Genomic DNA, 12,931 nt, shown 5'->3' on the forward strand with positions numbered 1-12,931 from the left:
AGAATCAATTTTGGACAATTTTTCACTTCATGGACGCGGGTAGGAAATAAAGAGAGGCCGGCTTCTCCCACCGTGAGTCTCCCTGAAAGGTTTGGAGTCCTTTGGGGTTTCGAAAAACAGTTACCCGAACGTTTGTTGCCCTTGGTAGGGCACCCCCATGGAGTCCTAATTTCAGTCGGACTTCTCCGAGGCCTGGATCAACCACTTGTGAGAAATAAGTTTTTGTCCCTAATTGCACAACGGCAAATTCACGAATTCCAAAAACTGGCCTCGGGTCGTTTGCGGTTCCCAAAAATTTCGAAACCAAAGAAAGGAAACCTGGGAAATCTTTTGTATTTAGGGAAGATATATAACTGAGTAAATGTTGGCGGAGAAATTCTTTTGCGTGGTTGTGTGCAAGTAACACACGATGGCGACGATCCAATTGGGAGTAAAAGGACTGGAGAAGATCCCTTTCCTCTCGATTGCATCCTGCGCGAAAGGCCAGACGGTCGAGTCGTTTGCTATGCATACGCACAAGTTCGAACCGATGTGTGAAATAAGCGCTGAGCCGAAAGGAAAGATAAAAGAAAAGAACAAGGAGGATTAATTGTAACGAGGCAAATTCGGAATCACCCTTCCAAATCCAAACTGGTCTTTCAGGAAACATTGGAGATTAGACGAATGGGAAGGGATCGTTTGTTACTCGTTATATTGGAATCTAGAGAGAACAAAGGTTTGTATTTATCTTGCTATTCCAGATCTATGAGAATTCAAAATCCTTCATACTTCTCGAGAAAAAAAAGGTATTATGATTACTCCGAACCAGACGGATTATAAAGTTTTGTATAGGAAGAATCCAAGAGTCATTGGAAAGGCAATAAAAAATACACTGGCCGAGATCAATAAGCAGGATAACCAATTTGTTTTTTTAGATACACTAGGTGACTAGGATGGTTTCGATTATAACCAAGAATTCGTAGGATTAGAAAAAAAATCCATGATCTGAGTTATATATAATTTTTTTTAAGGTCTAGTAAATTGTCTTCCATGATTTAATGAAATAGTTCTTTGAAGTGATACTTAAAGAAAAGTTTATCGTTTAAATAGCTGTTCTACTTAAACGATGATGAGTCAAAATAGAATATCTTGTTGATTAAAAGCAAACAGATATTTGGGAAATTGTATCATTACAAAAATACAATAGTACTAAGTTTTTTTTAGAAAATATTATTTTGAAATTACTATTGAATTTGCAAGAAAATCATGCGGTGTCTTTTTCATTTTATTGAATAATATAAAAAGAATGGAAATTAGATAGTAATATAGAGACAAATTCGGAACTTTTTCTTGGTTATTGATTTCTTTATAATACTCTGAAAAAATGAGGTTAGAAAGTTTTTCCGAATTTTGGTTAAAAAAGATAACCATAAAATAAACATTAATAATAAAAAATAGATAAATGAGTATATGCGGAACTTCTCTTAAAAAAGCTTCTTTGAGTGATAAAGTTCCAAGTTCTGAGTTAACTACTTTGATTTTAACTGCTAACTTTCCGAATGTTCCGCCTAATTTGAATGTTAGAAAAATTCTGTAACTAATGAAGATGATCGAATATACTATTGTCGCGATAAAATAGTATATTAATCCGATTTGCATGGATTTGAAAATGAGAAATAGGTGAATTCCTATGAATGGCGACAAGATTAAAAAATCAACAATATGGGCTAAAAATCTTTTCCCTAGAGATGCGAGCACAAATTCTTGTTCGTTGGTAGTTTCGATTGAGTTCATTGATTGTCCTTAATATTCAATTATTTTTGCTGAATGGTTGAGTTCAGCGTTATATGATATAGGTGAATTGCTGTTAGGTCAAATTCTTTTTTAATTGTATTTGTTTTATGGAAATATCGGTTAACAGTTTCTCTGAATTTAGAACTGAATGGAATCTCTAAGGAAAGATTGGAGCGGAAAGCGCGGTCACGGTCTCGGGAAATGCCAAAACACCAAACTAATGTGAGGCGTCCTCTTTGTTCCTGCCTAATAAGGCGAAGAGGCCGAAGATGGGGCCAATTGCAAGTAGTAAGTAAAGATACTGAAAATTGACTTTGTCTGCGAAGATACTTGTCAGTTGGATGCTTACAATAGTGATTGAAAATCCAATACAATTTACTATGGTTAATGCAGATCCTTTGGAATCTTCCGGAGCATTCCCAGCCACAAGTGTTGAGAACATTGGTGAATCTGCAATGACTACAAGTCCCCAAAAAAATAGAAACATGATGAATAAAACAACCGATTCCGATGTTAAAAAAAATGGAGAAGTCAAACAACATAAACAAGATAAAAAAAGAGATGTAGTTGCAATCCTTCTTGCTCCGAATCGCTTGGAAAACAATCCACTGAACACACAGGCTATGGCCCCAGATCCAATGATCAAAAATGAAAATAATGATACGTTTAGATTCACATTCGGATAATTTCTGTTATAGGAAATAAGTATTACGGGGATAGAAGCCCATAAAGTATATAGTTCCCACATATGTCCGAAATAACCAAAGGAAGCTGCGCGAAAATTTTTATTTCTGAATGCATTTGTAAATGCGGCAAATTTTAATTTTTGATTAAATTTGCGATAAGGTCCATCAGGAACAAAAAAGAAAATACTCAATCCACCGCATAACGATAAAATTGTGGTTACATACAAAACGTATTTCCAAGGCAATCCAATTGTAAAAATTTTTAATAAATGAGGAAAGGCAGTTCCAAAAACTAGCGCACCAACTAGGAAACCCAATGATTTTCCGAGGCCAACTTGGAAGTAGTCAGAGGCTATTTTCATTCCAACTGGGTAGATTCCGGCAAGAAAGAAACCAGTTAAAAGTCTGAATGAAAGAATTTCGATGGGATTTATTTTTTCTATAGTAATTCCTAGATTAAATAGTCCTGCCAAAACGGAACATATAAAAAATACGAATGAAGGAGATAAGCGATCTGATATATTAAGCAATGCGAAAACTAATGTTCCAATAATAAAGCCAAACTGAATCGCGCTTGTTAGATTCGCTAAAAAGTTTTGTTCAAGATGTAAATCGTTCGCCATATCAGCTATTATTGAGTTTCCAGCAAACCAAAGGGAGGTACATAGAAATTGAGAAACTATGATTATTGGTAAAATATGCTTCATTTTTGATTTTGATTATCGTTGGTGCATTTAAAATTTTACTGAGAGAGTAAACAAGTTAGTCTGTTAAATCTACTTCTTCAAACATTTGTGTTTGTTGCCGAAACATCCAGAGTTTATCACTTGAATAAAAATTGATAAAAGCATCACGCATTTCAAATTGATAAACGCTTCGAAGTAATAAGTTTTCTTCGAATTGGGTTTCTGATGGCAAATCGATCACAATCATTCTGCGTGTTGTTGTGATGGCAACTTTGTCATAGAGGTTTGCAAAGGAGCGTATGATTTCTTGTTCTAAACTAATTGTTTCCCAATGATTTGTATAACTATTAAACAAATATAATTTTCTATCACTCATAACCAAAGCTGCTTTGTGCCCCATCGCAACACGGTACCGTTCCTCTCCAAAATGATGTCCTTTTTCCCATTCAGTACTTGAGTTACTAACACCTAATAGATTTTTTTGTGTGACTAAGATACAAAGATCACCATAACATTGGGAGTGCCAAATGTGTTCACCACGAGTGGAATAGGAAATTTCTTGCCCATCGGATAAAAATGCCTTATAGGAAAGATGTCCTTCTACAAAATTTAAAGTTGTCTGTATGTACGGATAGGCTGTGCGGTCTGTGACACGACTTTCAAAAGTGGTCACATGGCTATGGACAGGTGGTGGTGCATTGAGAATTCGATTGGCCTCGGGCGTCAGTTGGCGAAGAGGTGTGAGGCGCGTTTCATGGTTTCCTTGTTGATCATTTTTTGGATTTGCAAGAACAAACCAATTCGCAAAAATGCATCCGATCAAAATGAAACGTATAATTCCATACAACCAAATTCGCATATTGAATTTCATATAGGTAATAGAATCTTATACTGTGTCTTCAGACAACCATTTCTCCGTCTTAGACGGTGAATAGTTTTGTAGTGCAGAAAGGAGATCTTTCGAACTTTCTAGAACTTGTACGAGGTTGGCATTTTCTTTTTTTAAAAATCCGGAACTTACCATATTTTGAATGAGTGTTAGGAGGGGGTTGTAAAACCCATGCCAATTGAGAATGATGATGGGTTTATGGTGTAAACCTAACTGAGACCAGGTGATTGCTTCGAAAAACTCTTCCATGGTTCCAAAACCACCTGGTAACACAACAAATGCGTCAGACAAATCTGACATCTTTCGTTTTCTTTCGTGCATACTATCGACAAGGATGAGTTGATTCAAGTGGCTATGTTCGATTTCTTTCTTTTTTAGAAATTTTGGAAGTACACCAATTACCGATCCATTTTTTGACAAACAACCATTGGCTACAGCTCCCATTAGGCCGACACTGGCTCCGCCATAGACCAAACCAATTTGGTGAAATGCAAGAAGTTCACCTAATTCGTATGCTGCGGTCATAAAGTTTGGATCAAATCCAGGTGAAGAGCCACAATATACTGCAATGTTTTTAAATTGTGTCATCTGTGGATTGTTTTTGGTAATAGATTGTGTTTAAAATTAAGTTGTTTATATCAATGTCCTGCATTCCGTGGTGGTTGATTCGCAAAAAACTTTTTCTACGTGCTTCGATAAGTTTATTAATCAAAATTTGTTTATCAATTGAATTGGAAAAAAAATCCAATGGATGTATGATATCGGACTCTCCTCTATTTTGAATCATTTTTTCTAATTCTGTCATTAGTTGGGAATCGGAAAAATCATTGTTACTCTCGCCATATTTCTTTTTAAGTTTCCCAATGAAAAAACTATAACTTTGATTTTTCACATAATTTTGTTCACTATGAAAATAATCTTCAGTTTCTTTGGAAAGGGATTTTGGATTTAGATTTAAATATAGATCTTTTCCTACAGGACCTACATTATCTAATAAAATATAAGTTCCATTGACAAAGGTCGTATGGTCTTGTTCTGTTTTCAAGATTTCAGATATATCATTGGCGCAATCAGGTGTACAAATCCTTCTAAGGATGCTTGTCATTGATTGCCGTAGTTTAATATTTGTCTCTGTTTTGAGTAATTTAAGTAAATGCGGAACACTTTGGTCGCCGTATACTCCATAAAGATGTGTTCTTTGTGCATGTGCATCGACCAAAGCTACATGTTGCGGAATAAAAAATGTTCTACTTTCGTTTCTTAAAAATCTTTGATCAATTAAATTCAAAAAACCAGGAATACTTTTTTCGCTGAGGAACAGTGCTAATCGAAAGTACTGTTGGGTATTTTGTATAATAGTTGGATTTCGAAAGTCAATTGCTTCAAACGTTTGGGTTATTATTTGTAAGTCGCAGTTTGGATCTGAATTTACTAAGTACCAACTTAAATCTAAAAGAATCATTTGGTTTGGCGTTTTAGAAGATAATTCTTCTTTTAGTTTGTTTTGGATTATGGGAATTGATACGGACTTTTTTTCTGCAAATTTTTTCCAGTTGGAATCCATCAAAGAATTGAATTCTTCAATTTCTTTTTTGTCCTCAGAATCCTTAATGGTTCGGATGGATTCAATGGATTGAATGACTTCCTCTTCATACGTTTCTGCAAGTAGATTGATGTTCGTAAATAGCAATAAATAGATGCACCAGTGTTTCATTTTTCAAATCCATAAATTTCTTTTGTAGGAAATTCCCATTCTGGAGTTCGGAATGAATTGTTTTTCGGAACTTCAAACCAAGGGGTATAGTTACTTTCTGACTTTAGAATGTGCATTTCCTGAGAAGGCATATAACTTTGTGCCAAAAGAATTAAAGTTTGTCCACCTTTTCCTGTTAATTGGTCTACTATCAGAACCACATGGCCTGGGGAACCTGCTTCGATCCAAACGTCGCCTGGTTTAATTTCGCCAATTTGTTTTTTCTTTAATTCGGATTTTAAAGAAATGGTTCCGGCGTAAGTATAAATAAATCGTAAATATTCCTCGAATACATCACGTCCAGTTCCTTGTTTAAAATTCCCTTTTTTCCATTTGGATTTGTTTCCAATGACTTGTAATCGTTCTCCCTTTGAAAATCTAGAAAAATTAACTTCCATTCCATTGCTGATTTTAAATTTAATTTTTTCATATTGTTTTAAGGAATAAAAATACTCTGCTCGTAGTTTCATCACTGCATCTGCACATTGGATTAGGTCTGCTTTTAGGAGCGGAAAATCCAATACAGCGGCATGGACTTCGTTGGTTTTGGTCCTTCCATCAAAAAGTCGGACAGGGCTACCTTGGCGTTTTAAGGGAAAGCTTTGTAAATAGGTTGCAAAACTTTCGTTTGAATATCGAACTCTTTTGAATCCCTCTGGTGGTGGAAACCGTTCTATTATGGAATCTGCATATAGATTTTGTAAAAAAAATGAAATGGTTATAAGAAAAAAAAACAAGGAAAAAAATATAACTGTTTAATTAGACCAGTACAAGCTTTTGATTGGATTTTTTTCGATTTCATTTTGTAATAACCAACTTAATCGATTCTTCGAGCCAAGCATCTTTCGCATTATCAAAGTTAGCAGTTTTTGTTACAATTTTTTCTGGAGTGAAGGTTCCTGATAAAATATAAGGATACAAAGCCTCAATGGATTCTTTTGATTCCACACGTCCCAAATGAATTTCCACTCCTTGGTTATACATTTCTAAATAAGGAATTTCCCACTGGTTGGTCCAAAAAATAGAAGCGGAACTAAAGATTGCATTTCTTCCAAGAGAACGTAATGCAAAATCCCAACCAGATTTCTCTGCTGATGCATCACAAACTAAATCATATTTTTTTGTTGGTTTGGGAAATTGGGAATAATGTTCAACGGGGATTCCCAGAGATTCTGCCAATTGAATGCGCTCAGAATTTGTATCAACGTACAACACTTCCGCTTTTTTTGTTTGGTGGAGAAACAATGCAGTATAAAGTCCAATACTTCCTGCAAAACCTCCAACAACCAAAACTTTTGGATCTTTTTTTTGGTTTAAAAATCTTCCTGCAAGTTTCCAAACTTCTGCGATATTATCACTTAGGCTTGCGATTCCTATAGCGTCGATTTTTTTGTCAATTTCGAATAGCATTTGTTTTGCGAATGGAATTTTAATTTCATCTGCAATGGCTCCACCAAAAGAATGAGCACCTGGTGGCATTCCATACCCAGAAGTATAAGGTACAGATTCGCAAGAATTGGAATGATGGTGTAAACAAGCCGGGCATGTCCCACAGGAAATTTGGAAGGGACTAACCACAGTCATTCCCACAGAATATAAATTTGCTAAATCTTCGGAGACTGATTTGATTTTGCCAACAAACTCGTGTCCAACGGGGAAAGGTGCACGAAATAAAGTTTCGCCGCGAAGGATAGGTAAATCCAAATCACAACGGGCAATTGAAATTGGTTCCACAATCACTTGGTTTTCCCCTGTGATGCTGAGTGGTTCTACTTCCTCCCACTCTAAAATTCCTTTTTTGCGAAACATTAATCGACGCATAAAATACCTCTCGTGTACCGATTGGTCTATTTATTAAAAGAGTCCGAAAAGAAACAACTAGAATTGTTTAAACCAATCTGGGACTTTGGGCAGTTCTGTTTCTTTCCATGTCCAATCTCCGAGAACTGTAACAATGGGTTCGTTAGAATCAAGGGCGAGAGTTAAACCGCGACTTAAATCTTTCCTTTCCGTTGGACGATATGGTATTTCAAATTGTTTTTGAAAGGTTTCTTTTTCATGTTCCCAAGCATAAGTAAGAAAAAAGTCCATAAATTTCTGGCCTGAGTTTTCATACCGACTTTTTAATGTTAGTAGGTCTTGATTATTAGTTTTTTTCATTGTTCGTTGGAGGACAATTGATATTCCTCGAACACTTTTTGAGAAAAATGTTCCTGCTCTTACAATCTTTCTTTTTTGAGGATTTTCCAATGCCCAAAGATCCGCTTTGTATTTGGCAATTCCCATCGACCCGTAAAAAGACAAAGTATGGCTCAACCAATAAAACGCTGAATAGGCGACTGTAAGTTCTGGTTGAAAGATTTGTTCCAACTCTAATAGAGGATCATAACAGATTCCTAAAGTTTCTTTAATTTGGTTGGGTGTAGACTCAATTATGGGAAATCCCACTTCACCAAGTGCAGGTGTATAAATTATAGCTTTAAAATTAGGTACAATGTTTTGAGTTTGCAGATCCTCTGCAATTTTCTGTGAAATTCCCTGTGTAGCTGTTTTACCGAAAAAAGTAAGATCAGCATTCGACACAGGTTCATTTGTTGTAGTCGATGTTATGATAAAGGCTGACGGATCCTTTTCTTTGAGGCAAGTGATGGCACTTTGGCCTGCCTCCCCCGATCCTCCGATGACCAAATATTGATTTTGTCTCATGAATTCCTGCCTGAATGGTTAGAAGATTTGAATTTTCGATTGATCCGTCAAAACTGTCCTGTTTTATTTATCGGAACAAGCGAAATATGAAAACGATCTTATCCTGTTCTAATTGTTTTAGTGGCCATTCTGTTTCAACTTCCAAATTGGAAGGTAAAAAAGGGAAGTATCGCTGCAAAAAATGTGCTTCGTGGAACCATTTTGATTACCACACTGATTTTTCTTCGTCGGCATCCGACTCACTCGTGTTATATGATCTTAAATTTAAAGATCATATCCCTGAACACAAATTACAAGGCCAAATTTTTGGTAGGTATACTACAGATTTTATCTCTGACTGGTCAAACGAGGAACTTGTATTTTTAAAAGATGAGGAAGGAAATGAAAACGATTTGCGTATTTCTATTTCAGGTTTACCAGAAATCATTCGATTAAAAAATTTTATTTTCGATATTACAACAGAGTCTCCTTCTAAGTCTCTAAACATAATTATCAATCAAAATGTAAATGTTTCACCAGTAAGATTATCAATCACAGTCGATTTACTAGATGAACATTCAGTTTCAGGGAAATTGTATTTAGCAATCGCTGATGAATGGAATACATTGTTGCATGGAAGTTTTACAGCTACACACATTTATAAAATTCAATTTGACGAACACGGAGATTCAGATAAAAAACTTCCTGGTTTTATTTCAAATGAACTCAGTGCAAAAATTTATGCATTGTCAGGAAATATTTTATCTCTTCAAGAATCATTTTCTCTTTTGGACCAATTAGGGAAAGAAGAACTTTTAACTTTGGTAATGTACCATTGGCCAGAAAATCAATCTACAATTTCGGAAGTTCATTTTAAAGAAGGAAACTTACAAGTTGTGTTTCAACTTACACAAAAAAAACTTAATGAAACATTGATTTTCCTTTTATCCAATCAAGTTGTACCAAATCAAAAACATTGGCGACTCATCCATGATGTTGTCTGCCATTCTGATGGCGAACCACTGTTTATTCCTCTCTTAAAACACAAGTTTCCAGATGGTTATGAAATTAATTTAGGTTCTAGTTTGGAATTAAAAAATGACGATAAAACTTTGGATTGGTTGGATTCAGATGACATTTATCTCTTGGATTCCTTTGTTCGTACAGTAGGCTCGCTCGACTTTGTCATTAATGATTCAATTCGGAATCCATTGGGTTTTTCACTTTTACAAGAATGTTTTGTTCGTGCTAGATACAAATCATGTATGCGTTTGCTGGAACGCGGGGCTGATCCAAACCAATTGGATGCCAATGGAGAATCTGCAATTTTTAAATTATGCCAAGATAGTACACTTCGATTGCAAGAAAAAACATCATTAATGGATGAATTGATCAGACGGGGAGCAAAGGTAAATCTCCAATCAGTGAATGGAATGACTCCTTTACATTGGTGTTCAGTTTTTGGAGAACCTAGTTTGGCCAAAAGGTTAATCAATGCTGGTATAGATATTCACACAACAGATAACAGTGGTAGTACGGCACTTCATGAAGCATGTAAGTTTGGAAATTCTGCTGTACTTGCTTTGTTATTAGAATCAGGTGCCAAATCCAATGCTAAAACAGTCGATGAAAAAACTGGTAGGGATCTTGCCTTTGAAAATTTGGAAATTGCTGATTTGGAAGGTGATGAAGAGAAAAAGGACAGGTGCCAACGAGTTCTTTCTCTCTTAGATGTTTACGGAGGTTAGGTTACCTTTTCTTTTTTAAAGACAAATCCTTTCAAAAATCGTAGTATTAAATACAAAACAAATCCTGCTGGACCGAAGTAAAATGTGAGGGCCAAAATAGGAACAAGAATCCATCGGTTCATTCCCACTTTACTTCCATCTTCCACTTCCCAGGTTCCTAAAAATAAATCAAAGGCTAGATAATGGATCCAACCTGCAAGTAAGACGTAGTCATTGGCAAATAAAGAGCGTACCGATTCCAAACTCGAAAAATTTCCTTCTGCTTCTCCACTTCCTATAAGGATCAAAAAAATATAAACTCCACCAAGAATAAACCCTGATATAAAAAATCGTAGAAGACGAATCACCTTTAGTTGGTTCGGTGAAAGAATTAATACTAACCAGGAAAGGAGCGTAACGCCGTTGGCTATTTGAAAAATTAGGGAAGGGCTCATACAGTTACCTCATTGTGAAATACTTTTGGTTGTGAAACTAATTTGAAAATACAAATAGAAACCATCAAAATACAGAATCCATAGATACTTGTATACATAGGGTTCCATTGAAACACTGATTCTCCCTTTAAAGTTTGTATGACCATCACCACATTCATTAATAAGAGAGAAATACCAGTAAGCCTTACTAATAATAAATTTTGATTGAAATTTGTTTTTCCTAACAAATATGCGGAAAGAAATACAAAGATTTGCATTACATGCATTCCAAAAAAGTGGGGAACTCTCATATCTCCCAGTTTTTTATCCCAACCAAAGAAAAATAACAAACCACCTGAATTTCCTGATCCGAAGTTATGGGATCCACTCGTTTGAAAGATTCCCTGTTTCATGGATTCTAGCTGTTCGGGACGAGGGGAGGTCATAAAAAATCCAATGATCATCCCAAACCCAGCGATCGTAAGCCCCCAAACCAAACTTTCTTTTACCGACAAAGGTATAGATTTTTTTCTAAAGATTTTATATCCAATCCAAAGATGGAAAACCCAAAATATAGAGATACTGATTCCCATGATAGAGAAAATAATCTGGTTCCAAGTATTGGTTACATTGAAGTGACTCATCTCTCCGCGTGCGGCTTGTAAGGTGATAAGGACAATTTCGATCAGGGCCGTAATGGTTAAAACAATTTGAATTCGGCGATTGAATTTCCAATCCTTTAGAAATTTCATCAATACCCAAATCGTGGTAAAGGAATACAATCCCAGAGATAGGGAAAATTTTAAAGGTTTGATCCAGACATTTGCCCCCAAAAGGGTTCTTGTGTCCAAAAATAGGAGAGGAAGGATGGCAACAGTGAGTACTGCCATAGCGATCCCATTCCAAAAAAGTGGTTGTTTTCTGTAGTCATCGAATTCCATAATGTAGACAGTGTATATATAGATGTAGGCTCTGTCAACATTAAAGTATACACCGTAAACATTTTATTATGAATCCAGCCAAAAAAAAACAATCTCTTCCTAAACTAAAATCCACCAGTTCCACCAAACCAAGCGGTTACCATCATGGAAATCTCCGGGAAATGGTTTTGGAACATTCGAAGAAGGTTTTGGAAACCACAGGTGTCTCTTCTTTGAGTTTGCGAGATATTGCTAATGATTTAGGAGTCAGTCATACCGCCCCCTATCGCCATTTTCCCAAAAAAATGGACCTTCTCCAGGCACTAGTGACCGAAGGTTTTCGTGAATTATCCGAGGCAATGGAAAGGGCATGGAACCATGCAGAAGATCCGTTAGAAAAAGTTAGAATGGCAGGAGTAGAATATATTTTCCTTCTCCTTAAAAATCCAAGAAGGACAGAACTTATGTTTGGTGGTGAAATTTATGTTTCTGGTGATCCTGTTTCAGATGATTTGAGAGAATGTGGAAAACTCGCATACATGGGAATGTTCAAGATTGTTGAGTATGGCCAAAAGTCTTTGAAGTTAAAAAACTCAGTATCTACTGATACTTTGATGATGAGTTTTTGGAGTGGAGTTCATGGATTTGCTGTATTGAATGAACGTAAGTGGAAACAAATCAAATCCAAAGAAGATGAAGAATCTTTTCATAAAGAGGTTAATCAAATTTTAGAGATTATGATTGAGGGAACCCGTCTGTAAAATAGATGACGTGACTTGATATGATTGTATCATTTCCTTCCGATTCCAAAGAGACTTCCATCTCCACTGGATAATCTTTTAAAACCATAATGAGGCCAATTCCGGAACGATGAGGATCATTTTCCTTCGTTTCTAATTTTTCAATATACAATTTATCTAAGTCTTTTGCAGAAAAAATTTCTTTTAAACTTGCCTCATAAGCCACAACATTTGATTCGTTTGTTTTGTTACGAACATATATCTCAAAAGTTTTGCCTTTATGAATGAGAGAGATTTCAATATCTGCTTTTTTATCATAAGAATACTTGGCAGCATTTTCCAATAGTTCATTGAATACCGTAGAGATAGAATTAACAATCTCCGAATTTTTCATATCGATGGATTCATTAGGAATATTGGGTAAAAAAGAGAACCCGTAAAAATATCCGATAAAATTGGAAAGAATTCCGATTCGACGCCAATAACGCATTAAATCCATGGGTTTTAAATGGATTTCGATTTTTGAACTGGGCTCTTGGTTGATAAGATTTGCAGATTTAAAATTTCCGTATTTTCGCATAGTCTTAGTTCAACTAAGGAATTTAGACTATTTATTTCAATATCGCAAGCGCTTTTTC

General features: G+C 35.7%; 14 protein-coding genes. 2 read left to right on the forward strand and 12 right to left on the reverse strand.

Annotated elements, in window-relative coordinates; translation table 11 throughout:
- Nucleotides 1-22 precede the first annotated feature (22 nt).
- From CH364_RS11350 to CH364_RS11390, 9 genes are all read right to left on the reverse strand, one after another.
- Nucleotides 23-649, reverse strand: a complete 627-nt coding sequence (locus CH364_RS11350) for a hypothetical protein (protein WP_100744002.1) — start codon at nt 647-649, stop codon at nt 23-25.
- A 560-nt stretch (nt 650-1,209) separates the two neighbouring features.
- Nucleotides 1,210-1,773: an RDD family protein gene (locus tag CH364_RS11355; RefSeq protein WP_100744003.1), complete on the reverse strand. Its 564-nt coding sequence runs from the start codon at nt 1,771-1,773 to the stop codon at nt 1,210-1,212.
- 217 nt (nt 1,774-1,990) lie between these two features.
- Nucleotides 1,991-3,166, reverse strand: coding sequence for an MFS transporter (locus CH364_RS11360; RefSeq protein ID WP_100744004.1), 1,176 nt, complete (start codon nt 3,164-3,166; stop codon nt 1,991-1,993).
- Between the two features lie 55 nt (nt 3,167-3,221).
- On the reverse strand, nt 3,222-4,004 hold the full coding sequence (locus tag CH364_RS11365) for a hypothetical protein (protein WP_100744005.1): 783 nt from the start codon (nt 4,002-4,004) through the stop codon (nt 3,222-3,224).
- A gap of 27 nt (nt 4,005-4,031) precedes the next feature.
- A complete protein-coding gene (locus CH364_RS11370) occupies nt 4,032-4,622 on the reverse strand; it encodes an LOG family protein (protein ID WP_100744006.1) in 591 nt (196 codons plus the stop codon).
- Nucleotides 4,609-5,748 carry a hypothetical protein gene (locus CH364_RS11375; protein ID WP_100744007.1) on the reverse strand — a complete coding sequence of 380 codons (1,140 nt, stop codon included), beginning with the start codon at nt 5,746-5,748 and terminating at the stop codon, nt 4,609-4,611. The genes CH364_RS11370 and CH364_RS11375 overlap by 14 nt, the downstream gene beginning before the upstream one ends.
- A complete protein-coding gene (locus CH364_RS11380; protein ID WP_243401357.1) occupies nt 5,745-6,524 on the reverse strand; it encodes a DUF4846 domain-containing protein in 780 nt (259 codons plus the stop codon). The genes CH364_RS11375 and CH364_RS11380 overlap by 4 nt, the downstream gene beginning before the upstream one ends.
- A 61-nt stretch (nt 6,525-6,585) precedes the next feature.
- Nucleotides 6,586-7,608 carry a zinc-dependent alcohol dehydrogenase gene (locus CH364_RS11385; RefSeq protein WP_100744008.1) on the reverse strand — a complete coding sequence of 341 codons (1,023 nt, stop codon included), beginning with the start codon at nt 7,606-7,608 and terminating at the stop codon, nt 6,586-6,588.
- 57 nt (nt 7,609-7,665) lie between these two features.
- A complete protein-coding gene (locus tag CH364_RS11390; RefSeq protein ID WP_100744009.1) occupies nt 7,666-8,493 on the reverse strand; it encodes a hypothetical protein in 828 nt (275 codons plus the stop codon).
- Between the two features lie 86 nt (nt 8,494-8,579).
- Here CH364_RS11390 and CH364_RS11395 point away from each other — a divergent pair, with 86 nt between their 5' ends.
- Nucleotides 8,580-10,220 (forward strand): ankyrin repeat domain-containing protein, encoded by a 1,641-nt coding sequence (locus CH364_RS11395; protein WP_100744010.1) that lies wholly within the window; start codon nt 8,580-8,582, stop codon nt 10,218-10,220.
- Here CH364_RS11395 and CH364_RS11400 read toward each other — a convergent pair.
- Nucleotides 10,217-10,654, reverse strand: a complete 438-nt coding sequence (locus CH364_RS11400) for an ABA4-like family protein (protein WP_100744011.1) — start codon at nt 10,652-10,654, stop codon at nt 10,217-10,219. The two genes, CH364_RS11395 and CH364_RS11400, sit on opposite strands and share 4 nt — an antisense overlap.
- A complete protein-coding gene (locus CH364_RS11405) occupies nt 10,651-11,574 on the reverse strand; it encodes a hypothetical protein (protein ID WP_100744012.1) in 924 nt (307 codons plus the stop codon). Before CH364_RS11405 ends, CH364_RS11400 begins: the two co-directional genes overlap by 4 nt.
- A gap of 68 nt (nt 11,575-11,642) precedes the next feature.
- Between CH364_RS11405 and CH364_RS11410 the strand changes: the two genes are divergently transcribed.
- Nucleotides 11,643-12,314 (forward strand): TetR/AcrR family transcriptional regulator, encoded by a 672-nt coding sequence (locus tag CH364_RS11410; protein ID WP_100744013.1) that lies wholly within the window; start codon nt 11,643-11,645, stop codon nt 12,312-12,314.
- On the opposite strand, the gene CH364_RS11415 is transcribed toward CH364_RS11410, so the two are convergent.
- Nucleotides 12,289-12,873: a DUF6272 family protein gene (locus CH364_RS11415; protein ID WP_100744014.1), complete on the reverse strand. Its 585-nt coding sequence runs from the start codon at nt 12,871-12,873 to the stop codon at nt 12,289-12,291. The two genes, CH364_RS11410 and CH364_RS11415, sit on opposite strands and share 26 nt — an antisense overlap.
- Between the last annotated feature and the right edge of the window lie 58 nt (nt 12,874-12,931).

It is taken from the genome of Leptospira harrisiae, assembly GCF_002811945.1.
GTDB lineage: Bacteria > Spirochaetota > Leptospiria > Leptospirales > Leptospiraceae > Leptospira_A > Leptospira_A harrisiae.

Coding starts and splice junctions, on each gene's coding strand:
- CH364_RS11415 (WP_100744014.1), bottom strand. CDS start 12,873: ATGCGAAAATACGGAAATTTTAAATCTGCAAATCTTATCAACCAAGAG.
- CH364_RS11360 (WP_100744004.1), bottom strand. CDS start 3,166: ATGAAGCATATTTTACCAATAATCATAGTTTCTCAATTTCTATGTACC.
- CH364_RS11395 (WP_100744010.1), top strand. CDS start 8,580: ATGAAAACGATCTTATCCTGTTCTAATTGTTTTAGTGGCCATTCTGTT.
- CH364_RS11400 (WP_100744011.1), bottom strand. CDS start 10,654: ATGAGCCCTTCCCTAATTTTTCAAATAGCCAACGGCGTTACGCTCCTT.
- CH364_RS11365 (WP_100744005.1), bottom strand. CDS start 4,004: ATGCGAATTTGGTTGTATGGAATTATACGTTTCATTTTGATCGGATGC.
- CH364_RS11385 (WP_100744008.1), bottom strand. CDS start 7,608: ATGCGTCGATTAATGTTTCGCAAAAAAGGAATTTTAGAGTGGGAGGAA.
- CH364_RS11405 (WP_100744012.1), bottom strand. CDS start 11,574: ATGGAATTCGATGACTACAGAAAACAACCACTTTTTTGGAATGGGATC.
- CH364_RS11370 (WP_100744006.1), bottom strand. CDS start 4,622: ATGACACAATTTAAAAACATTGCAGTATATTGTGGCTCTTCACCTGGA.
- CH364_RS11375 (WP_100744007.1), bottom strand. CDS start 5,748: ATGAAACACTGGTGCATCTATTTATTGCTATTTACGAACATCAATCTA.
- CH364_RS11390 (WP_100744009.1), bottom strand. CDS start 8,493: ATGAGACAAAATCAATATTTGGTCATCGGAGGATCGGGGGAGGCAGGC.
- CH364_RS11410 (WP_100744013.1), top strand. CDS start 11,643: ATGAATCCAGCCAAAAAAAAACAATCTCTTCCTAAACTAAAATCCACC.
- CH364_RS11350 (WP_100744002.1), bottom strand. CDS start 649: ATGTTTCCTGAAAGACCAGTTTGGATTTGGAAGGGTGATTCCGAATTT.
- CH364_RS11355 (WP_100744003.1), bottom strand. CDS start 1,773: ATGAACTCAATCGAAACTACCAACGAACAAGAATTTGTGCTCGCATCT.